20 protein-coding genes are annotated in these 20,768 nt (G+C 57.1%); 6 read left to right on the plus strand and 14 right to left on the minus strand.

The window, feature by feature from the left end:
* The first annotated feature begins 1 nt into the window (after position 1).
* Entirely contained in the window at positions 2 to 1,108 is a 1,107-nt protein-coding gene (locus tag ACQ4N8_RS17405) for a DUF1648 domain-containing protein (protein ID WP_430705621.1), read from the plus strand.
* A gap of 72 nt (positions 1,109 to 1,180) precedes the next feature.
* Positions 1,181 to 2,788, plus strand: coding sequence for an alpha/beta hydrolase family protein (locus ACQ4N8_RS17410; protein WP_430705622.1), 1,608 nt, complete (start codon positions 1,181 to 1,183; stop codon positions 2,786 to 2,788).
* A gap of 645 nt (positions 2,789 to 3,433) precedes the next feature.
* Here ACQ4N8_RS17410 and ACQ4N8_RS17415 read toward each other — a convergent pair.
* The gene (locus ACQ4N8_RS17415; protein ID WP_430705623.1) at positions 3,434 to 4,180 is read right to left on the minus strand and encodes an IclR family transcriptional regulator; all 747 of its coding nucleotides are present in this window, start codon (positions 4,178 to 4,180) and stop codon (positions 3,434 to 3,436) included.
* A gap of 344 nt (positions 4,181 to 4,524) precedes the next feature.
* Here ACQ4N8_RS17415 and ACQ4N8_RS17420 point away from each other — a divergent pair, with 344 nt between their 5' ends.
* Entirely contained in the window at positions 4,525 to 5,556 is a 1,032-nt protein-coding gene (locus ACQ4N8_RS17420) for an alpha/beta hydrolase (protein ID WP_430705624.1), read from the plus strand.
* 67 nt (positions 5,557 to 5,623) lie between these two features.
* Positions 5,624 to 6,976: a Fe-Mn family superoxide dismutase gene (locus ACQ4N8_RS17425; RefSeq protein ID WP_430705625.1), complete on the plus strand. Its 1,353-nt coding sequence runs from the start codon at positions 5,624 to 5,626 to the stop codon at positions 6,974 to 6,976.
* Positions 6,977 to 7,085: 109 nt separating this feature from the next.
* Here ACQ4N8_RS17425 and folE read toward each other — a convergent pair whose 3' ends face one another.
* From folE to ACQ4N8_RS17460, 7 genes are all read right to left on the minus strand, one after another.
* Positions 7,086 to 7,679, minus strand: a complete 594-nt coding sequence (folE, locus tag ACQ4N8_RS17430) for a GTP cyclohydrolase I FolE (RefSeq protein WP_430705626.1) — start codon at positions 7,677 to 7,679, stop codon at positions 7,086 to 7,088.
* Between the two features lie 112 nt (positions 7,680 to 7,791).
* Entirely contained in the window at positions 7,792 to 8,031 is a 240-nt protein-coding gene (locus ACQ4N8_RS17435; RefSeq protein ID WP_430705627.1) for a YneF family protein, read from the minus strand.
* Between the two features lie 93 nt (positions 8,032 to 8,124).
* Positions 8,125 to 9,159: an HD-GYP domain-containing protein gene (locus ACQ4N8_RS17440; protein WP_430705628.1), complete on the minus strand. Its 1,035-nt coding sequence runs from the start codon at positions 9,157 to 9,159 to the stop codon at positions 8,125 to 8,127.
* 76 nt (positions 9,160 to 9,235) lie between these two features.
* Positions 9,236 to 10,426, minus strand: coding sequence for a tRNA epoxyqueuosine(34) reductase QueG (gene queG, locus ACQ4N8_RS17445; protein ID WP_430705629.1), 1,191 nt, complete (start codon positions 10,424 to 10,426; stop codon positions 9,236 to 9,238).
* Between the two features lie 68 nt (positions 10,427 to 10,494).
* The gene (gene rnhA / locus ACQ4N8_RS17450) at positions 10,495 to 10,935 is read right to left on the minus strand and encodes a ribonuclease HI (protein ID WP_430705630.1); all 441 of its coding nucleotides are present in this window, start codon (positions 10,933 to 10,935) and stop codon (positions 10,495 to 10,497) included.
* A 22-nt stretch (positions 10,936 to 10,957) separates the two neighbouring features.
* On the minus strand, positions 10,958 to 11,578 hold the full coding sequence (lepB, locus tag ACQ4N8_RS17455; protein WP_430705631.1) for a signal peptidase I: 621 nt from the start codon (positions 11,576 to 11,578) through the stop codon (positions 10,958 to 10,960).
* 146 nt (positions 11,579 to 11,724) lie between these two features.
* Positions 11,725 to 12,168, minus strand: a complete 444-nt coding sequence (locus tag ACQ4N8_RS17460; RefSeq protein WP_430705632.1) for a GNAT family N-acetyltransferase — start codon at positions 12,166 to 12,168, stop codon at positions 11,725 to 11,727.
* A 416-nt stretch (positions 12,169 to 12,584) separates the two neighbouring features.
* On the opposite strand from ACQ4N8_RS17460, the gene ACQ4N8_RS17465 reads away from it, so the two are divergent.
* Positions 12,585 to 13,199: a superoxide dismutase gene (locus ACQ4N8_RS17465; protein ID WP_430705633.1), complete on the plus strand. Its 615-nt coding sequence runs from the start codon at positions 12,585 to 12,587 to the stop codon at positions 13,197 to 13,199.
* Between the two features lie 121 nt (positions 13,200 to 13,320).
* Positions 13,321 to 13,533, plus strand: a complete 213-nt coding sequence (locus ACQ4N8_RS17470) for a hypothetical protein (protein WP_430705634.1) — start codon at positions 13,321 to 13,323, stop codon at positions 13,531 to 13,533.
* Between the two features lie 88 nt (positions 13,534 to 13,621).
* On the opposite strand, the gene ACQ4N8_RS17475 is transcribed toward ACQ4N8_RS17470, so the two are convergent.
* The 6 genes from ACQ4N8_RS17475 to ACQ4N8_RS17500 all read right to left on the minus strand — a co-directional run bounded on the left by ACQ4N8_RS17475 (position 13,622) and on the right by ACQ4N8_RS17500 (position 20,645).
* Entirely contained in the window at positions 13,622 to 14,401 is a 780-nt protein-coding gene (locus ACQ4N8_RS17475; RefSeq protein WP_430705635.1) for a family 16 glycosylhydrolase, read from the minus strand.
* 61 nt (positions 14,402 to 14,462) lie between these two features.
* On the minus strand, positions 14,463 to 15,791 hold the full coding sequence (locus tag ACQ4N8_RS17480) for a 6-phospho-beta-glucosidase (protein WP_430705636.1): 1,329 nt from the start codon (positions 15,789 to 15,791) through the stop codon (positions 14,463 to 14,465).
* Positions 15,792 to 15,793: 2 nt separating this feature from the next.
* Positions 15,794 to 16,765: an N-acetylglucosamine kinase gene (locus ACQ4N8_RS17485; protein WP_430705637.1), complete on the minus strand. Its 972-nt coding sequence runs from the start codon at positions 16,763 to 16,765 to the stop codon at positions 15,794 to 15,796.
* A gap of 11 nt (positions 16,766 to 16,776) precedes the next feature.
* Entirely contained in the window at positions 16,777 to 18,411 is a 1,635-nt protein-coding gene (locus tag ACQ4N8_RS17490; protein ID WP_430705638.1) for an extracellular solute-binding protein, read from the minus strand.
* A gap of 246 nt (positions 18,412 to 18,657) precedes the next feature.
* Positions 18,658 to 19,551 carry a carbohydrate ABC transporter permease gene (locus ACQ4N8_RS17495; protein WP_430705639.1) on the minus strand — a complete coding sequence of 298 codons (894 nt, stop codon included), beginning with the start codon at positions 19,549 to 19,551 and terminating at the stop codon, positions 18,658 to 18,660.
* Between the two features lie 152 nt (positions 19,552 to 19,703).
* Complete coding sequence (locus tag ACQ4N8_RS17500) at positions 19,704 to 20,645, minus strand: ABC transporter permease (protein WP_430705640.1); 942 nt, start codon at positions 20,643 to 20,645, stop codon at positions 19,704 to 19,706.
* Between the last annotated feature and the right edge of the window lie 123 nt (positions 20,646 to 20,768).

Raw genomic sequence — 20,768 nt, forward strand, 5'->3', positions numbered from 1 at the left:
GATGCAACTTCTATCCACCTTATTGCTGCTGCTCATGTTTCTGCCCCTCCTGGCCTCCCTGGCTTTCATGCCCTACTTAACCCGGGAAATCGTCAGCTTCGGGGTATCCGTTAGCGAAGAGCAATACCATAGCGAAACGCTGCGCCGGTTGCGCCGGCAATTCGCCGCGGTCAGCGGCGTCATTTATGCCGCGCTGCTGCTGATTTGCGTGTTCAGTCTGATGAACAAGGACGGCAACGCGCAGGGGGCGATTTTCGGCGCCTACATCGGCATTACCGTCGTCCTTTCCATGGCGATCAATCTGAGCTTCTATTTCCGGATGAAAAAACTTCGCCCTTCCCTCCCTTCCGCTCCGGCCCAAAAGGCCGTTCTCGCGGTGGACACCGGGTTTCGCCGGCAGAAGCTGGCGCTTTCGGGAAAATGGTTTCTGATTCACGCCGCCATCATCGCCGTCAGCGTGGTGCTGGTGCTCGCGAATTACCGCTCCATCCCCGATCCGGTCGCGATGAAGTTCGATTTCGAAGGCCAGGTGCTCAGCAGCGCCGCCAAATCGTACCGCGTCGTGCTGTTCCCGAACATGATGCAGGCGATCATGTGCTTGTTATTCTGGTTCGTGAACTGGTCCATCCGCAACAGCAAGCAGCAGCTCCAAGCCGGCGACCCGGAGCGGTCGATCCGCCAAAACGCCGCGTTCCGCCGAAGATGGTCCGTCTTCACCTTGCTGTCGTCGCTGGCGCTGGTGCTGATGTTCTCGTTCATGCAAGCGAACATGGTCCGTCCGCTGGATACGGATATCGTGATGCTGGTCAGCTTGATCGTTCCCGTGTTTATCGTACTGTTTGCCATCGTACTCTCGTTCATGACGGGGCAAGGCGGCAGCCGGATCGGTCGCCGTGACTCCGCCCAACCCTCCGGGACGGCGTCGGTTCAGGATGACCGCCACTGGAAACTGGGCGCTGTTTACTTCAACCCGCAGGACCCGACCATCTTCTTGGAAAAAAGGGCCGGCATCGGCTGGACGCTGAATTTGGCCAATCCGCTTACCTGGTTGATCCTGTTCGGGATCGTGGCCGTCATCGTCTTGTCCGGCGTGCTCGCCGCAGGTTGATTAGCGTTAAGCTTTTAATTTAAAAATTCCGTTCATGCCATTAATCCAATCGATACTCAAGGAGGAGTTTTCATGACCAAACATCCCCAACTGATGAAAAGCGCTGCCGCCGTTTCCCTGGCGCTCAGCCTGGCCCTGCCGGAGGCCTCCGCGTTTGCGGCGGAGCAAAGCGCTACGTCCCTCGCACCGGTACGCGAAGCCGCCGCCGCTCTGGGCGCAGGCGTTCACTGGGAGCCCGACGCCGGCACGGTTACCGTCAGCAAAGGCGGCCATGTCCTGGTGCTGACGATCGGCTCGGCGAAGGCTGTGCTGGACGGGAATCGCGTTGTTCTAAGCCAGCCTGTCCGCGTCGTCGATGGCCGCGCGCTCGTGGACGCCGGGTTTCTTGCCGAAGCGTTCGGTGAAGCCGGCGCGAGCGCAGAGGATTCCGCCGACCTGTTCCTGAAGGAGCTGCTGGCCGGCAACGGCGCCCAAGCGGCGGAATATGTCAGCCCTTCCTCGGCCTACGCCTTCCCGGCGGCTATGTTGAACCAGTTGTGGGCCAACTATGAAGCGGTGTTCGGTAAAGCCGTGGGAGAGCCGGCCCGAAGCGAAACCGCCAATGCGGTTCACCGGAACGTGACGTATGCCTTCCAGACGTCCGGTATCCCGGTCAACCTGACGCTAAGGCTGAATCCGGCCGGAGAAATCGACGATTTGTACATCGCCGCCGCATCCGGTTCCGCATATCGGAAGCCGGCGTACGACGACGCTAAGGCTTACACGGAGCGGGAAGTGACCGTCGGCGAAGGCTCGATGGCCCTGCCGGGCACGTTGACGCTGCCTGCCGGCGATGGCCCGTTCCCGGCGGTGGTGCTGGTGCACGGCTCCGGCACGAACGACCGCGACGAGTCGATCGGAGGCTCCAAGCCGCTCCGCGATCTTGCGGTCGGATTGGCTGCGCAAGGCATCGCCGTGTTGCGGTACGACAAGGTAACTTACGAGCATACGTTCAAAGTCGCTGCCGATCCGAAGTTTACTTTGAAAAAGGAAACGGTGGATGACGCGCTGAAAGCGGTGGACCTGCTCAAAGGAATGCCGGACATCGAGGCCTCCCGCATCTTTGTGGCCGGCCACAGCCAAGGTGGATATGCCATGCCGCTGATCACGGCGGCCGATGCCGGCGGCAGGATCGCCGGGTCGATCCTGCTGTCCGGGCCAAGCGGCAAATTCGCCGACTTGCTCGCCGAGCAGCAGGCCGTACTGCTGAGCCGGGTGAAGCAGCTCGGCCTGGATACGGCGCCATACGAGCAGCAGGCCGCAGTATATACGGCGATCACCGCAATGGTGAATGATCCGCAATATACGGTCGACCATATGCCCGAACAATTCCCGTCACAACCCGCCTACTGGTGGTTTGAGCAAAAGAACTACGTGCCGGCCGAGCTCGCCAAGCAGCAAACCGGACCGATGCTGATTCTTCAGGGCGAAAACGACTGGCAGGTGCCGATGAAGCAGTTCACAGGCTGGAAAACGGCGCTGAAGGACCGCAAGGACGTAACGTTCAAGTCGTATCCGCAAGTCAACCACCTGCTGGCAGTAACGGACGGCCTCTCGATCGGCACCGAATACACCCAGCCGTCCAACGTGTCCAAGGAGATCATTGACGATATGGCGGCATGGATTCATAGCTTGAAGTAAGGAGGACGCAACGGGAGAGGAGCCTTTAGCTCAGCACCTTAATTGCCCCCCGTTACCGCGACGCTTAAAAACCGATGCCTGCCCCGCTGGGGCAGGTTTTTGGGTTCAGGTAAAGCCCGGCAGCTGGCGGATTAGCGGATTAGAAGGGCGGCGGGTGAAGGTTGGCGATCGGTGAGGTGGCGGTTAACGGGTCGTTGGTTGCATTGGTGATTGGTGAGGTGGCGGTTAGCGTGTTGTTGGTTGCAATGGCGATCGGTGGAGTGGGGCGGCGGGGCGGCGTGCCAGCGTCAGGTGACCGTACGTTTGCGGCAACGCGGGAAGGAGGATGGACCGGGGGGTAAGCGCTCAAACGCAATTGGACGGATATGAGTCCACAATGGACTTATTTCCTAGGCTTATGCCCAAGACCGGCCTTCGTTCGCCCGCTGCCGTACCAATAAGGCCATAAAAGGGCCTTATTCTCGCGTTTTGGCCCTCCACAGGCAAAATAAGGGCAAAAAATGGTCTTATTTCCTCGGCTTACGCGCAATATCGGCCATATTGCCTATCGCCGCTACGGCTACTATACGCCAAAAAACGCCCGCGCGAGGCTTTCCCCAACGCAGGCGTTTTTGCAGCGGCCGGTGATGCGCGGCAGCCGCTTGGCTACGCCTGCATCATCGTGCCCATCTCCCGGGCCGCCTCCGTCAGGATCGGCCCGTACTCCTCCAGCCGCTGCAGCGTCAGACGGCTGACCGGCCCCGACACGGACAGGGCGGCGGCGATGTTGCCCGTCCGGTCGAAGATCGGCGCGGAGACGGCGGATGCCCCCGGCTCCCGCTCCTCGTAGCTGGTGGCATATCCGTGCTCGCGGATCTCCTCCAACTGCGCCACATAGGCCGCCTTGTCGACCGACGGCGGCCAGTCCGGGCTGTCCAGCACCGCCCGGAGCACCTCGTCGCCCGAGTAGGCGACGAGCACCTTGCTGGACGCGCCCACGTACAGCGGCAGCCGCGCCCCGATCGGCGCGACCCGCCGGATCGCCTGGTTGCTCTGCACCGCCTGAATCCGCAGGCGCTCGTTGCCGTCGCGCAAATACAGGCTGACCGTCTCGCCAAGCCGGTCCCGCAGCCGCTCCATCAACGGCAGCAGCAACACGGCCGGATCGTCGCTGTGGGACAAATGCGCCGACAGCTCCCAAATTTTCAGGCCGAGCCGGTATTTTTCCGTAGCGGGATCGCGGACGACGAATCCCCTATCCTCCAACGTAGTCAGCAGACGATGCACCGTGCTTTTATGCAGGCCGATTTCGGCGGCGATCTCCGTTAACCCCATGTCGCTGGCTTTCGTGAAACACACCAATATATCTAAAGCACGCTCGACTGCGCGAACCGTCAGTTTCCGGTCTTCCATCCGATCCTCTCCTCATGTTTCACTATATGAAACTCGGTTACATAAATTATATGTAAGAAGCCGATTTCCGTCAATGAAAGAACCTTTGCCGCACGCCCGGCGTCAGCGTCGATAGACCGCCAAAGGTCGGCCGCCCCTAAGCTCGTTGCCCGGACTTTCCCCCGTTTTCCATTGACTTTACGTTAGTATCGACTTACGATAAATTCAGGGAAAACGCGTTATTTCGACAACTTTTCGGTCATTTTTGATCATTAAAGTGTGATCTTTTCCGTAAACTGCCGCCAGCGCAGTCATATAATTGATTAAGCGCATTCACACATTTACCCAACCAGGGAGGGAAGCACATGAGCCATACCGGGCGGAATGACCTTCCCTTGCCTTCTTCGGCCTATGCAACCGGCGATGTTCCCGCGGCCGCGGCCCGGCGCATCAGCATTAAACATATTATCGTCGCATTCCTGTTGTCCGTGCTGTTTTTCCTGTTGTTCTGCTTTGTTTCTCTGCATGGCTATATCGCCTGGGTATTGTCCAACCCGACGGTTGCGCCGCTTTATTCCAATCCGAAGCTGTCCAAGAACTTGGAGTACGAGAACATTGCTTTTCCTGCGGCGGACGGGAGCCGAATGATGCAAGGGTGGTATATTCCCGCGGAGGATTCCGTCAAAACCATCGTTTTCAGCCATGGGTATGGGGCCAATCGCGAAGAATCCTGGATTCCGATGTATGATTTGGCCAGTTTCGCCCATCAGTTGAATTTCAATGTCCTGATGTTCGATTACGGCTTTGCCGCCCAAAACAGCAAGGAAGTCGCCACCGGCGGCAAAAAAGAAGCCCAGCAGCTGCTAGGCGCGATCCAGCTAGCGAAGCAGCGGGGCGGACAGGAGATCATCGTCTGGGGCTTTTCCATGGGCGCGGGCACGGCGCTCCAGGCCGGCTTGACCAGCCCAGACATCGACGGCATGATCCTGGATAGCACGTTCTTGCTGGAGCCCGACACGATGTACCATAACATCCGCCAGCATATCGACCTGCCGCGGCATCCGTCGCTGGAGATCATCGGCATGCTGTTGCCCGTTCTGAACGGGACCAGCCTGCGGCAAATTCCTTACACCCAGGTCAAGTCGGAGGATTATCCTTACCCGATCTTGTTCATTCACGGCACCGAGGATGAAAAAGCGCCCTATCCGATCGCCGAGAAGCTGGCGGCGAATCAAACCCATCCCGACTCCGGCGTCTGGATCGTGGAGGGGGCGCATCACGAATTGATTTTCCGCGAGCATCCCAAGGAATATCTCCGGAAAGTATCCCTGTTCCTCGGCAGGATCAAAATCGCCTCCGGCAACGAAGGCGCCAAAACCGGGTCCGTATCCGAATAGCATAGGCCAAACCTCTTCGCGAATAAGCTGATAGTAATGTACTCTTATCCTTGAGGAGGTAGACCGGATGTTATTCGTTTACGGGCCTTATTTGCCTGTACGCATTTTGGAGGAAATCCGCTTCTGGAAACAGCAGGAGGCGGAGCATACGGAAGTCATTCAAGCGATCGTTCCCGAATTGGAGCCGAATTACGTTCAGCTGCTGGAGGAATGGAAACCGGTGTTTGCGGGGACGGAGGCCGCGGCCGATAAGCTGCTGCAATACGGCTTGTCCTCCAAGGCGGCTGCCGGCAGCCCGCAGCTGATCCGGCAGACGGAACGGCTGCTGCAGGCTTCGTTTCAGCAGTCGCGCGAATTCGTGCGCCAGTTGCACCTGATGCTGGAACGCAGCGCAGCCGTCAAAGCCGTTCCCCTTGCCCCGGTTGTGCTGATGCACATCATCCGCGAATCGGAGTATTTCCTGGCCGTGCTGGAGCGATTGAACCGGCCGGGGGAAATCGCCGGCAGCGCAGCCGGAACGCCGCCGTATTATGACCCGTATCACCCGGTGCCTGTCCCTTCCCGGGATGCCGAATCCGCCGGTTCGGAGGAACCCGGCGAGCCCCGCCGGCCGGACGCAGACCCGCGGATGACTGCCCCTGAAGCAACGACCGTCGCCGATGCGCTGAGCAGTCAAGCCTCGCAGCCAGACGAAGCAAGCGGCGAAGACGCCCTCTTCGAAGAGAACGCCGCCCGCCGGGAGCCGGCCGATAACGCCCAAGCCGCCGGAGCCGGAGCCGCCATACCGGACCGTCCCGTACCGATCGGCGGACACACTCTCCCTCCCCTTCCCTATCCCTACAACGCCCTCGAGCCTTACATTGATGAGAAAACAATGCGCATCCACCACGATAAACACCATAAAACGTACGTCGACGACTTGAACAAAGCGGAGAAAAAGCTGCAGGAAGCCCGCAAATCGGGCAATTTCGATCTGGTGAAGCATTGGGAGCGCGAACTTGCCTTCAACGGCGCGGGGCATTATCTCCACACCATCTTCTGGGAAACCATGAACCCGCATGGCGGCGGCAACCCGGAGGGAGAGCTGTTGGAGCAAATCAAACGCGACTTCGGCAGCTATGACGCGTTCCACAAGCAGTTTTCCGAAGCGGCCAACAAAGTGGAAGGCGGCGGCTGGGCGATTCTGGTCTGGAGTCCGCGCAGCCATCGGCTGGAGATCCTGACGGCGGAGAAGCACCAGAACCTGTCGCAATGGGACGTCGTTCCGCTGCTCCCGCTGGACGTCTGGGAGCATGCTTATTATCTGAAGCACCAAAACGTGCGCGCCGACTACATCAAGGATTGGTGGAACGTCGTGTACTGGCCAGCCGTGGCGAAGCGGTACGAAGCCGCCAGAAAGCTGAAATGGCAGCCGTATTAACGGCTGCTTCCCTGAAAACGAAAAAGCACCTTCTTGATCTATCCGCCGGACATGAGGTTCACGTCGGATTTTTCAAGAGGTGCTTTTCGCTTGTTTGGCCTAATCGGTTCTATTCCTTCAGCAAAGACAGGAATTCCGCCCGGGAAGCCGCGTCCTTGCGGAAGCTGCCGCGCACGGCCGAGGTCACGGTTTTGCTGCCCGGCTTCTTGACGCCGCGGGCGCACATGCATAGATGCTCGCCTTCCACGACGACCATGACGCCTTTAGGCTGCAGTACCTCGTCCATGATGTCGGCGATTTGCGAAGTGATCCGCTCCTGCACCTGCAGGCGGCGGGTAACCGCCTCGACCAGGCGGGCCAGCTTGCTGAGCCCGGCGATCCGGCCGCTCGGGATGTAACCGATATGGGCTTTACCGAAGAAAGGCGCCATATGATGCTCGCATTGACTGTAGTAAACAATGTCTTTGACAATGACAAGCTCCTCGTGGTTCTCTTCAAAGGTAACCCCAAGTACGTCCCGGGGATCCACTTCATATCCGGCAAAAATCTCCTCATACATCCGGGTAACCCGGGCCGGGGTTTCGAGCAGTCCTTCCCGTTCCACGTCTTCCCCGATCAATTTCAATATTTCGCGAACATGATGTTCGATTTGCTCCCGATTATCGCCTACCTGCTTGTTTACGTAATCTTTAAGTCCAGCCACCTTCAGCGCCTCCTTCCTAAAAAGCATGGTAATAACACAAAGACGTTATGAGCCGACGCCATGGATTCTGTGCGACCACACTTTTAAAGCTCTCTCTTAAGAGCGAATACCTTTATTTCTTCTTCTTGGGACGTCCCGCTGCGGGAACCTGTCCGCCTTGGTTCTTCATCATTTGCTGCGCGCGCTGCATCTGTTTGCCGTTCAGATTATAGCCCATTTGCTTGGCCATCTTTTGCAGCATTTGCGGATCGCTTTGCATTTTCGTCATCTGTCTGCGCAAATAATACACGCCGATCAGAAAACCGCCGACCAGCCCGACGATCAAAGTAATAATTGGAATTACGATATCCATGTTTCAGCCACCCCTGCATTAATGTCGTGCAGCCCCCTCTTTGGCTGGCGCACTCCAAATATCATAGCATTGACCCGGTCCCGATTCAAGGATTCAGGCCAGCACGGCTTCGACGAACAGCGTCGTTTCCGTCGCCAAATCCACTTCCGTCACGTCCATCTCGTCGCCCGTGCCGCGTACGATCCGGATCACCGGCCGGCCGGGTAGCCCCCGGTGCTGGCTGACCACCACGCCGGTCTCCTTCGTCGACAGCCGCACCGACGTTCCGTTCGGATAAACGGACACGATGCGCGTAAACTCTACGAGCACCTCGTGGTCCAGCTCCTGCTCGGAGCAGGCCATCAAATGCTCGCAGGCCTCATGCGGCAGCAGGACCCGCCCGTCTTTGCTCCCGCCGCCGATCAGATTATCGTACATATTGGCTACGGCAACGATCTTCGGAAACAGATGGATCTCATCGCCGGCGATCCCCCGCGGAATCCCTGTCCCATCGATGCGCTCATGATGCTGCAGCGCCGTGTGGGCGATCATCAGGTTAAACTCGCGCTTATGCCGCAGCAGCTCGTATCCTCGCCAGGTGTGGTGGCTTTTCGGATCGTTTTTGTCCGTCTCCTCCGTCGGGGCCGTCGATTTGCCGATATCGTGGAGCAGCGCTCCGATGGCCAAATCCTTAAGCTGGGAGTAATTCAACCCCAAATTCAAGCCGATCATCGAGGAGATCAGGCAGACGTTCACCGCGTGCAAATAGCCGGCATTGTCCGCCGTGCGAATATCGGTCAGCTGCAGAAGCACCTCTTTGTTATGCAGCACATCGGTCAACAGAGTATCCACGCTGGCGCTGATTTTGCGCGTACTCCATTCCTTGCCGGAACGAATCGCTTGCATCGTTTCGCTCATGTCCCGGAAGACGGCCTGTTTCGTCGATTCGCTCAGCACGTCTTCAATGTCTATGTCCTCAAACTCCGGGTCTTTAATGTACAGCATCGTAACGCCAATCCGTTTCAGCGTGTTGATCATGAAGACGGTGAGCTGGATGCCGGACGACAAAAGCACCGTCCCGTTGGCGGAATACACGGTTTTCCCCAAATACTGCCCCGGCTCGATATCCTCAATACTGATGAATCGCATAATTTATCCCCCTTGACGGCGGCGATCCCGTCATCTGTCTTACCTGTTACAACCCAAAATCAATGCCCTGAAGGGATCATTCCTCGGAGGATGTTTGCAGCTTCCGTTCGGCTGTCCGCAATCGGACCAGCACCTCTTCGTCCTGCTCGCCGCTAAGTGCCCGGCCGACCGCTTCCCGTGCCTCGTCTCCCCCGATCCGGCTTAATGCCCATGCCGCGGTGCCCCGCAGCTCGGGCCTTGGATCATGAAGCAGTATATCTATTAATTTCGGCACGGAGGCGGCGTCTTTGAAGTTCCCGAGCGCAATTACCGCATTGCGCTGGATCGGTTTCTTGCCTCGCCAGGCAGCCGCGCTTTCGCCAAAGCGCTCCTTGAACTCGCGATTGCTTAAATCCAACAGCGGCAGCAGCAGCGGCTTGACCTGTTCCGGGTCAGGCTGCAGCTCCGGACGGTGGTTCCAGGACTTGCCCTTGTTTTTGGGGCAGACCACCTGGCAGGTATCGCAGCCGTAAAGACGGTTGCCGATTTTGACCATAAATTCCTCTTCCACGAACCCCTTCGTTTGCGTTTGAAAAGAGATGCACCTCTGCGCGTTCAGTACCCCGGGACCCACCAGCGCGCCCGTCGGGCAGGCATCGATGCATTTCGTGCATTCCCCGCAATCCTCCGTCAGCGGGGTATCGGGGGGGAACGGCAGGTTGGTGATCATCTCGCCGAGGTAAATCCATGAGCCCCATTTCGGGGAAATGATCGCGCAGTTTTTCCCCTTAAAGCCGATCCCCGCGCGCTCCGCCACGGCCCGGTCCACCAAAGCCCCGGTATCCACCATGCTTTCGATCCGCGCTTCGGGCACCCGCTCGCGAATGAAATTCTCCAGCTTCTCCATCGCTTCACGCAGCACCAGGTGATAATCCCGCCCCCAAGCGGACCTGGCCAGAATCCCCCGCCGTTCGCCGGGCTCCGATTTCGGGGGATTTTCCATTTTCGACGGATACGCCACCGCGATCGAAATCAGCGAAGCGGGCCGCTCCAGAGATAACTCGGGATAGACCCGTTTATCGAGATCCCGTTCTTCGAAACCGGACTCGTAGCCCTTATCCCGGCGATCCTGCAGGACCGCCTTGAGGGACAGGAACGGGTCGGCGGCGGCAAAGCCGATGTCGTCGATACCCAACCCCGCGGCCGCTTCCTTCAATTCGCACTTCAGTACCGCCCACCGGGCGGTACCGGCCGGAAAGCTTGCGGTTCCGGGTTCCGCCTTCGACATTCGAGTTCCCTCCTTGCTGTTCAATGTATTTGAATGGCTGATGTCGATTATCGATGTTGCCCGCCCGTTTATAAAGATAGACGCTTGATCGCTTCCCGCGCCAGCAGGTCGCAATGGTTGTTAAGCTCGTTATCGCTGTGGCCCTTCACCTTTACGTATTCAACCTGATGGAGGCCCATGAGCCGCCATAGCTCTTCCCATAGATCCCTGTTTTCCACGGGCTGGTTTTTGCTGTTTTTCCAGCCGTTTTTGAGCCAGCCGCGAATCCAGTTCTGCTGAAAGCAGTTGACCACGTAGGCCGAATCGCTGTACACCTTTGCCCGGCAAGGCTCCTTCAGCTGGCTTAACGCCGAAATCACCGCCTGGATTTCCATGCGATTGTTGGTCGTCATTTTTTCCCCGCCCGATAAGTCCTTGCGGTGTCCGTTAAACAGCAGTACGGCGCCCCATCCCCCGGGACCCGGATTTCCGGAGCAAGCTCCGTCCGTATAAATCGTAACTTCCTTCACCATTCATCCTCCAACCTACAGGTTACAAACCACGTATTTTGCGAATCGGCCAAAACACGAATTCGGCTCGGCCGACGATCAGATCCTCCTTGACGCTGCCGAAATACCGGCTGTCCTTGCTGCGTCCGGCATGGCGGTTATCGCCCATGACAAAAAACTCGCCGGCACCAAGCGTCATCTCCGGCATGTCGCCATCCTCGATGGCCGCATCGGTATAAGGCTCATCCTGCGGGCGACCGTTAATATATAGGCTGCGGTCCCGTACCTCGACCCTATCGCCGGGCACCGCTACGACTCTTTTCACGAGAAAAGGCTTCCTGTCGGCATCGACGCTCGGGTCCTTAAGGACGACGACCTCCCCCCGGCTAGGATGGCCGAACCGGTAAACCAGCTTGTCCACGAACAGGCGCTCCTGCTCCTCCAGGGTCGGTTCCATGGATTGGCCCTTGACCATCGACAGGTTAAAGACAAATACGTTCAGCAGCAGCATGATCGCAAAAGCCACCACGATCGTTTTCAGCATATCCCACAGCTCCGCGGCCCAGCGGTTCGGCGATCCATCGGACTGCCGTTGCGGCGTTTCCTCTTCGCGTCCCTCGGCCGTTTCCTGGCTCTGGCTCTCGGAATAAATGACCGGTTCCATCCTCCACCTCATCCAATATTCCTGGATGACCCTTCGCATCCTAAAATTTTAATAATCCATATAAATAGAAAAGCATATCCTTCACCCATTTGCAATGGATGGAAGATATGCTTCAACATTTCCCAATCTTACCTTGGGAATCGCAATCAATTGGATCCCGACAAGGAACGCGCCACGAAAATCCCAAGTTTCTGGAACGCTTCCAAGAACTTGCCGGCCCCGTAGCCCATCGCTTCGTAAAGCGGCATGATCGCTTTGTTATGTTCGTCTCCCGCGACCATGATCCGGCGTACATTGCGCTGCTGAAAGCGCTGTTCCATCGCGGAAACCAGGCTGCGGCCTACGCCGCGCCGGCGGTAATCCGGGTGTACGGCCATTCGGTAAATGCATCCCGTGTGCTGATCAATCGTTCCGATAAGAACTCCCTTGATCTCATCCTCGACTTCCGCAACTACGATCAGTTCGGAGTCCCAGGACAGTTGTCTGGCAAATGCGCCCTTGGTGTCTTCGTAACATTCTTCCGATAAGGCCACCTGCAAAAGCTCCATCACTTGATTTACATCACTCAACTGAAAGGAACGAATAAGCATGCTAAGATCTCCCTTTTCTTTGCGCAAGATAGATTCATGTAAAAGGCTCGGTTTTGATGTTTACATCAACCGAATATTTGAATCCAGACAAAAACGAGAAAAAAACTGCTTCCTTGTCCATTAAACCACATAAATCTCGCGAATACATCAATTTTCTTCTGAAAGCGCTTTATATTAAGCGTTTACATTTGTGAATTTTCGCAAAACGTCCTCAAACCTTTAACTGCCGTGCATAAATTTAAATGCATTGCCAATAATAGGATTGTTGTGCGTGTGTAAAAGCGTCGCATTTCTTTACATTTCGAAAACGTTCGCCTGACCTTACGCCCCCGCCTTCGGCATGATTACGGATTGCCGTACATGTTTAAATAGAAAGTGGAGGAATTCTGACAAATTCAATCGGGAGGTTGTTGACCATGGCACATGAATTGCCTGCTTTGCCTTACCCTGCAAACGCACTGGAGCCTTATATCGATGAACAAACGATGAATATCCACCATGACCGGCATCATAACACCTATGTAACCAATTTGAATGCCGCACTGGAAAGCTCGCCGGAGCTGCAAAACAAACCCGTGGAGGAGCTGATCTCCCATCTCGGCAGCGTTCCCGAAAATATTCGGACCGCCGTACGCAACAACGGCGGCGGCCATGCCAACCACAGCCTATTCTGGAAGGTGATCGGCCCGGGTGGCGGCGGCGCCCCGTCCGGCGCGGTAGCGGCAGCGATCGACAGTGATCTGGGAGGCTTCGACAAATTCAAAGAGGATTTTGCCAAAGCCGCTACGACGCGTTTCGGCAGCGGTTGGGCATGGCTGGTCGTCGGCAAGGACGGCAAGCTTGCCGTAACCAGCACGCCGAATCAGGATAACCCGCTTTCCGAGGGGCTGACGCCGATTCTTGGCCTTGACGTATGGGAGCACGCCTATTATTTGAAATATCAGAACAAGCGCCCGGATTATATCGCGGCCTTCTGGAACGTGATCAACTGGGACGAAGTAAACCGCCGATTCGAGGCGGCCAAGCCATAACGGTTCGCCCCCCGAATGTCCGGGCAAAGGCGCCGGGCGAGCGGATTCACGGAAAACTCCGGGTTGGGATGGGCCTTGGCGGGCCATAATACAAACATCACTCGCCAAGGAGGATTACATCATGGCTGCACAAAAGCGCAATTTAACCAATGACCCGGAGGAACTCCTCAAAGCCAAACACGCCGACGACCGGCATAAGCAGCAGTTTACGAACTTTGCCCACAACGTCAGCGGGGGAGCTCCGGCCGATCCCGGCAAAGTCTCGGAAGAGGAACACCGCGAGCCGGATACGCAAAACCATATGAAATCCGTGGAGAACCGCATGTTGGAATAAAGCAAAGAATTATGCAAAACAAGAGGCCGCCCTTAAGGGTACGGCCTCTTGTTTTGCTCTACATCAGGAAACGGTCGACATGCTTCCGTTAATTCGCCGGCGTGTACTTGATCCAATCATAGTAAGCCCGAACCGGCGATCCCGGATAAACGAAGGTCCCCGTCCAATACTTGGCGGCGTCGTTCGCTCCGGCCCAGAAATTCACCATGATGCTGCCGGGGTGGGTGGGCAGCGGGCCGCGCGAGCCGTTTTCGGTATGGACCAAGTTGCCGTCCACATACCATTTGATCGAGGTCGGCGACCATTCGAAGGCGTAGTCGTGGAAAGCCAGCGAAGCGTCAAACCCCAGATCGATGACCGTGCTATGGTCGCCGTCGCCGCGGGTATAATAATTGGTTTCCATTTTGGTAGGATCCTTCCCGAGAATCTCGATATCGATTTCGTCATTCTCTTCGATGTCCGGATCCGGATTAAGATCATAATAAGTGAATAGTGAAGTAACGAGTCCTGTTCCTTTAGCCACCTTCATTCGGGCTTCGATGCGCCCGTAACCGTAGTCTTCCCCGATCGTCGCGTACTCCCCGGAGGCGTACGGCTCGCCGGAGCATTGGCTTGGGCAACCCGACTTGTCCAGTCGCAGGGCCATGATGCCGCTGTTGAATTCGATGTTGTTCGCCCGCCAGCCTACGCCGAAATCCGGGCCGTTCTCCCAACCGTCCGAGGCATAAAACATCCCTGAATTCAAAGCGTTCAGCGGCTCGAGGAACCCGTTCGCCGCCGAAGCCGGAATCGCCGACAGCAAGCTGCAGCAAATCAGGCCCGCACCCAAGCCGCGGCGTATTTTTTGAAAAAATGCGTTCTTTTTCATAAATCATCCCTCCTCAAAGTTTTGTGAAGCTAGGCTATAAAGAATGACATCGCAGCAAAACTTACTTCGGAAGCATAGGCTTATGGATTTCCGCGAAAAACCGCGGAAGATAACGCCTGTTTTGCTCCAGCATTTCAATCAACATGTCCTCGGCCGCGCCGACGGAACTCGTCAGCGGATGATGCGCCAAGGCCAGCAGCGCCAATCCCCGGTCGCCGGTGACGGCCGCGTCGATCGCCAGCCGCTCATAGGTTTTCACGGATCGGATCAGGCCTTTGACCGCCTCGGGCACGACGGTCACCGGCTGGATCACCGGTCCTTCGTTCGTGACCCGGCAGTTTACTTCGATGCAAGCATCGTCCGGCAAAAAATCAAGCGTCCCCCGATTGGCCACGTTCAGCGTCTGGATATCGCCCGAATTATTATACAGCGAATTCATCAGGTTGACGGCGGCCTCCGAATAGTAAGCCCCTCCGCGTTGCTCAAGTTGCTTGGGCTTTTCCTTCAACTCGGGGTCCTGGTAAATTTCGAACAGCTCGCTCTCCAGCCGCTGCACCGTCTCGGCCCGGGTCTCCCCGCGGGAAGCCGCCTTCAACTGTTCTTCCAGCATTTCGCGCTGCAGGTAGAAGTATTTCAGGTAATACGAAGGAATGGTCCTCAGCGCCTGCAAGAGGCGGCCGTTCCAGGCGAACTGCGGAATGTTGCGCGCGGAGTACCCTTCCCGGTTGTCCAGCAGCTCCTCCAGCTTGGGTTCGCCGTCGATCGTGACCCGGCTGATCCAATGCAGATGATTCAAGCCGACAAATTCGCAATAGATGCGTTCCACCGGCACGTTATACAAGGAGGATAGCCATTTGTAAGCGGCGATCGGCGAGTTGCACAGCCCGATGGAACGGATGCGGGAATACTTGTGAATCGCTTCCGTTACCATCCCTGCCGGGTTGGTGAAATTAAGCAGCCAGGCATCGGGACACAGCTCCTCCATATCCCGGCAGATGTCCAGCAGGACGGGGATCGTACGCAATGCTTTCATCATGCCGCCCGGGCCCGTCGTTTCCTGGCCGATCATGCCGTATTTCAAAGGAATGGTTTCGTCCCATGCCCTAGCTTCCAAAAGGCCTACCCGCATTTGCGTGGTAACGAACGCCGCCCCTGCAAGAGCGGAACGGCGGTCCATCGTCGTCTTAAGCTTGATCGGCAAGCCCGATGCCGCGATCATGCGCTCGGCAAGCTGCCCGACGATGGTCAGCTTGCGCAAGCCCTCCGCGATATCCACCAGCACGATTTCGGTTACGGGCAGGGTTGCGTGATTTTGAATAAACCCTTCGATCAACTCCGGCGTATACGACGAGCCTCCGCCGATCACTGCGATTTTCAGTTCCTGTTTCATGCTCAGGCCTCCTTTACCGATAGCTCCGCATCCAGCCGTTCGTATACATGCTCGCCGACCGGGCGGCCGGATTTCTCCATTGCCAGCAGGATTGCGCCGGCCGCCGGCTCCATTGCGAGCAGGCGCAGGCGGCATCCGGGCGCTACCGGCTTCACGATCTCTTCGATATAAGGCGTAACGAATCGGTGATCGGCGCGCGTCAACACACTGCCGACCAGCACGAGGTCAAAGCGGTCCTCCGCCATGTCCAGCTTGCGGATCACCGTCGCGGCCGTCAGGCCAAGCTCTTCGCCTTGCCGCCGCAAAATCCGCCGGGCCGCCTTATCCCGTTCCGCCACCTGGAACAACAGTTTGGCCAGGTGGATCGGAGCCCCCGCGCCGCGATCCAGGTAGTCGTGGAACAGGCGCTCCACGGAAGGGTAGCCTAACGTTTCCAGCATCGGTTCGGTGAGGAGGGTGGGGTCTTCCCTGCCCTCCCAAGCCCGAATCACGGTGCGGAACACTTCCACCGCAAGCTCGCCACCGCCGCCAAAGTCGCCGAACATATAGCCGAATCCGCCACATTGTAGCGATTCGCCGCGTTTATTAATGCCGTAGCAGTTCGTGCCGCTGCCGCAGACCAGGACGACGCCGTCCGGCTGCCGCGTGCCCGCCCGCAGTCCGATTTCCGTATCGCAAACGATGCCGTGAGCCGGGAACCCCAGACCGGCGATCATCGGACGAAGCACGCGAAAATCGGCTTCCCGGTCCGCCCCCGCCAGTCCGAACATGGCATACCTCATCTGCCGGCGGGTCAGCCCGGCTTGTTCCAGCGCTTCGCTTGCGGCCTCAAGGATGCTTTGCCGGGCCAGCTCCGCCTGCACCTGATGGTTTCCGCATCCGCTCAAGCCACGTCCCAAAATCCGGCCATGTTCATCCGTAACGACAGCCAAGGTTTTGCTGCCTCCGCCGTCTACTCCCAAAAAATAGTCCAAAGCGTTCTCTCCTATTTCAGCTTACTGAGGTTTTCCTGCCATCGCTCCGTCTTGTATTTCAGCAATTTGGCATAGCCCGCCTTCTGCGCATCGGCTTCGGCCTGATCCATGATGGCATCGACTTCCGCTTCCGATTTCCCATTCATCACCGCGGCCGCCATCGCCTTGGTGTAAATATCCAGCACGCTTTGCGCTACAATCCCCTCATCGCTGTCTCCCGCCGGGTCGAGATTCGTGAATTCCGTCGTATTATACTGCGTCTTCCACGTGATTTCCGATTGCCATCTCGACTCCCAGTTTTGCTTTTCCGGAGGAAGCGTGGATTCGAATTTCATTTTGGAGTTGTCGACATACACCGTATTGCCGACCCATTGGAAGTTTACCGTGGAGTTCATCAGTTCGTCGCGCCCCTTCGTATCCGTGGTGTATTTTTCCGTGAACAGCGGCGCCTCCTCCTCGTCCGTTCCCTCCCAATAAAGCCCTTCCGGGCCCCACATGATGATCCGTTGCCCTTCCGGCCCGGTCATCCAGTCGAGGAAAGCGAAGATCGCCTCGGGATCCTTGGCGGACCGGGTGATGACGTTGACGTTCCACCCTTGCTGCTTATAATCGCCGGGATAAATTTTGTTCTTGTCGAGGCCTTCCTTGTGAATCGGCCAGACCATGATGTAACCGGCTTCCGGATCTTCGGCCGACAGCAGCGCGTTGCCGATCGCCCCGTATTCCGTCGGGCTGGAAGCCGCATATACGGCGATTTGCCCGTTCCGCACCTTCTGCTCGACTTGCTCCAGCTTTTGCGTAAACGCGTCCTGCGTCATCAGCCCTTCGCGGTACAGCTTGTTGGCGAACCGGATGCCTTCCCGGTAGACGGGATCGGTAAAAATAGACGCGAGCTCGTTCCCGGAAGGCACCGCCATCATCGTATTGAACGTAGCCGGATGGTTTTCGCCGAACGCCGTCGTCAGGACTTCCACGCCCGCAGCTCCCTGGCCGGCCTCAAACGGCACGATGTCGGGATACTTCTCCTTGACCGTTTTCAGGTAGGCATACAGATCGTCGGTGGTTTCCAGCGGCGGCGCGCCAAGCTCGTTGTAAATTTTTTTGTTCACGAGATACCCGGCATTGCCGTTGGGCTGCGTCGTGTACCAGTTCGGGAACTGGTACAGCTTCCCGTCCGGCGACCGCAGCATGTCGAGCGTCGATTCACCCGCCCATTTTTTCAGGTTCGGATATTTGTCCAGGTAGTCGTCGAACGGTACGAGCATGCCCGCCGCGCGCAGCTTCTCCACGTCCGCCCCGCGCTCCAGCCAAATCACGTCCGGCAGTTCGCCGGAGACGATCATCGTGCTGAGCTTCTGCTTGGCGTTGCCGCCGGAGCTGATCGGCTCCACGGTGACCTGCTTGTTCTCCTTGATCCACCTTGTCGCCGGATCCTCCCCCCAATTCGGCATCGTATACCAGTCGTAGTGGCCGTAGAAGGTGAAGGCCAGCGGTTTTATCACCCCCTCCCCGGGTTCCGTTTCCGCCTGCGGCTGCCCTTCGTTCCCCTTGGCGGCTTCCCCGCCGCCGGAACACGCAGTCAAACCGAGGACTATCGCCAATAGGGCGGACAAAACGAACAACTTGCTCTTTTTCCAACGCACCATGCAAGACTCCCCTTTTTAAAGGTTGTTCAAAAAGTCGTCTTCCCATGACGAAGCAGCACAGGGAGAGGAATCGACGTCGAATCTTGAATTCAGCCGGGCCTTCCGGTGCTCACGTACCCAATACGTACGCTCCGCTCCTCAGTCCCTAGCTTCTTTCAACCTTCTCGGTCCTAGAAACCCGACTTTTTGAACTCACACTTGTATTCTCGAAACTATCCAGCGCGATCCTTTTGCAGCCGCCTAACCCTACTCCTTCAGCGACCCGATCATGACACCTTTCACAAAATACTTCTGCACGAACGGGTACACGCACAAAATCGGCACCGTGGCCACCATCATCGTCGCCATGGACAGCGATTTGGTCGTCACCGTCTTCATCCGGTTCAAATGGCTCGCAGCCGCGGAGTCCATCTGGGACATCTGCTCCATCATGATGTTCGAACTCAGAATTTGCTGCAATTTCGTCTGGATCGGCAGCAGATCGACATTGGAGATATAAATGCTGGGAGTAAACCAGTCGTTCCAGTGATATACGGCGGTAAACAGGGACAAGGTCGCCAGCACCGGCCCGGAAAGAGGCAGGATGATCCGGAACAGTACCCCCCAATTCGAACAGCCGTCCATGCGGGCGGACTCCTCCAGCCCCGCCGGCATCCCTTTGAAAAAGGTGCGGAAAATGATCATGTTCCACACGCTGATCAGTCCGGGAATGACCATCACCCAAAACGTGTCGATCATCTGCAATTCGCGGATCAGCAAGTAGGTGGGAATCAGGCCGCCGCTGAAAAACATCGTAACGATGCAGACGACCATGTACATTTTCCGCCCCAGCAGCCCGCTTTTGGTCATACCGTAAGCGAAAACGGCCGTGGCCAAAATGGACAGCAGCGTACCGACGGCCGTTCTCAGCACGGATACCGCAAACCCGCCCACCAGCCGTTCGTCCCTGAAGACGACGGCATAGTTCTCCAAGGTGAACGCGCGCGGCCAAAAGGTGATGCCGCCGCGCATCGTATCGCTCCCGCTGTTGAAGGAAATGACGGCCGCGTTCCAGAACGGGTAAAACGCGGCGAAACCCAGCACGATCAGCAAAGCGTAAATGACCGCGGACAGCGTTTTGTCACCCAAAGTCAGCTTCATATGTCTTTCCTCTTTTCAAATGTAAGTTCAAAAAGTCGGCATTTCAGCAGCGAGAAGGTTGAATGAAGCTTGGGACGAAAGTACCGGAGCGTAGGCCGAATTCAAGATTCGATGCCGAATCCGCTACGTGACCTGCTTCGTGATAAGCGGAGCTACCACAGGCTGTTTCCCGACCGGCGGGCCGCATAATTGGCGGCGGCGAGCAGCGCTACGCTGAGCACGCCCTTAAACAGTCCGACGGCGGTGGCGTAAGAGTATCTGGCGTTCTGAATCCCCACGCGGTACACGTAGGTATCGATCACGTCCGCCACGTCCCGCAGCACCGGATTGGAACCAAGCAGCAAAATGTCTTCGAATCCCGCGTTCAGCAGATTGCCGATGTTTAAAATCATAAACACGATGATGACCGGCATGATCGAAGGCAGGGTGATGAAAAACATCTGCCGCAGCCGGCTCGCGCCGTCCATGGCCGCCGCTTCGTAAAGCTGCGGATCGACGCCGGCGATGGCGGCCAGATAGACGATAGAGGAAAAGCCGATCTCCTTCCAAACCCCCGTCGTCACCAGGATGGTCCAGAAGTACTCCGGAATCGACAAAAAGTTGATGGGGTCGCCGATCAGGTTCAGCTTTTGCAGTACCAGGTTCAAACTTCCGTTGTCGGTGGACAGGAGCGAAGTGACGAACCCGGAGACGATGACCCAAGAAATGAAGTGCGGCAAATAGCTGATCGTTTGGACGGTTCGCTTGAACGCCCGATTTCTTACCTCGTTCAGCATCAGCGCCAAAAGGATAGGAGCTGGGAACCCTACCGCCAGCTTCAGTAGGCTGATGACCAGCGTGTTGCGGATGACGCTCCAAAATTCGGGCGCCCGAAAAAACATTTCGAAATGCTTGAAGCCTACCCAGGGACTTTTCAGAAAACCTTGGAAAAGACTGTAGTCCTGAAAAGCCATCAGCACTCCGTACATCGGGATGTAGCTGAATACGACGATAAATAACAGCGCCGGCACGACCATCAGCTGAACATCCCACTGTCTGTAAAGCTTTGCGGATAGCTTGGGTTTAGATTCGGTTTTGCGGCCGAGATTCTCCATCCCTTTTCGTTCCCTGCGAATGCTTGTTTGCAGCAGCGCTCCCCCCCTTGCGGCTCCTACGCGACCGAATCGTTACGACCGCGTAAGGTTACCTGCCATTTGCCAATTATTTTATAGGCTTAT

It is taken from the genome of Paenibacillus macerans, from assembly GCF_050565405.1.
GTDB classification, from domain to species: domain Bacteria; phylum Bacillota; class Bacilli; order Paenibacillales; family Paenibacillaceae; genus Fontibacillus; species Fontibacillus macerans_B.

Excerpts from the sequence above, each read along its gene's own strand:
- ACQ4N8_RS17405 (WP_430705621.1), top strand. The coding sequence starts at position 2 with ATGCAACTTCTATCCACCTTATTGCTGCTGCTCATGTTTCTGCCCCTC.
- ACQ4N8_RS17410 (WP_430705622.1), top strand. The coding sequence starts at position 1,181 with ATGACCAAACATCCCCAACTGATGAAAAGCGCTGCCGCCGTTTCCCTG.
- ACQ4N8_RS17415 (WP_430705623.1), bottom strand. The coding sequence starts at position 4,180 with ATGGAAGACCGGAAACTGACGGTTCGCGCAGTCGAGCGTGCTTTAGAT.
- ACQ4N8_RS17420 (WP_430705624.1), top strand. The coding sequence starts at position 4,525 with ATGAGCCATACCGGGCGGAATGACCTTCCCTTGCCTTCTTCGGCCTAT.
- ACQ4N8_RS17425 (WP_430705625.1), top strand. The coding sequence starts at position 5,624 with ATGTTATTCGTTTACGGGCCTTATTTGCCTGTACGCATTTTGGAGGAA.
- ACQ4N8_RS17435 (WP_430705627.1), bottom strand. The coding sequence starts at position 8,031 with ATGGATATCGTAATTCCAATTATTACTTTGATCGTCGGGCTGGTCGGC.
- ACQ4N8_RS17440 (WP_430705628.1), bottom strand. The coding sequence starts at position 9,159 with ATGCGATTCATCAGTATTGAGGATATCGAGCCGGGGCAGTATTTGGGG.
- queG (WP_430705629.1), bottom strand. The coding sequence starts at position 10,426 with ATGTCGAAGGCGGAACCCGGAACCGCAAGCTTTCCGGCCGGTACCGCC.
- lepB (WP_430705631.1), bottom strand. The coding sequence starts at position 11,578 with ATGGAACCGGTCATTTATTCCGAGAGCCAGAGCCAGGAAACGGCCGAG.
- ACQ4N8_RS17460 (WP_430705632.1), bottom strand. The coding sequence starts at position 12,168 with ATGCTTATTCGTTCCTTTCAGTTGAGTGATGTAAATCAAGTGATGGAG.
- ACQ4N8_RS17465 (WP_430705633.1), top strand. The coding sequence starts at position 12,585 with ATGGCACATGAATTGCCTGCTTTGCCTTACCCTGCAAACGCACTGGAG.
- ACQ4N8_RS17470 (WP_430705634.1), top strand. The coding sequence starts at position 13,321 with ATGGCTGCACAAAAGCGCAATTTAACCAATGACCCGGAGGAACTCCTC.
- ACQ4N8_RS17475 (WP_430705635.1), bottom strand. The coding sequence starts at position 14,401 with ATGAAAAAGAACGCATTTTTTCAAAAAATACGCCGCGGCTTGGGTGCG.
- ACQ4N8_RS17480 (WP_430705636.1), bottom strand. The coding sequence starts at position 15,791 with ATGAAACAGGAACTGAAAATCGCAGTGATCGGCGGAGGCTCGTCGTAT.
- ACQ4N8_RS17490 (WP_430705638.1), bottom strand. The coding sequence starts at position 18,411 with ATGGTGCGTTGGAAAAAGAGCAAGTTGTTCGTTTTGTCCGCCCTATTG.
- ACQ4N8_RS17495 (WP_430705639.1), bottom strand. The coding sequence starts at position 19,551 with ATGAAGCTGACTTTGGGTGACAAAACGCTGTCCGCGGTCATTTACGCT.
- ACQ4N8_RS17500 (WP_430705640.1), bottom strand. The coding sequence starts at position 20,645 with ATGGAGAATCTCGGCCGCAAAACCGAATCTAAACCCAAGCTATCCGCA.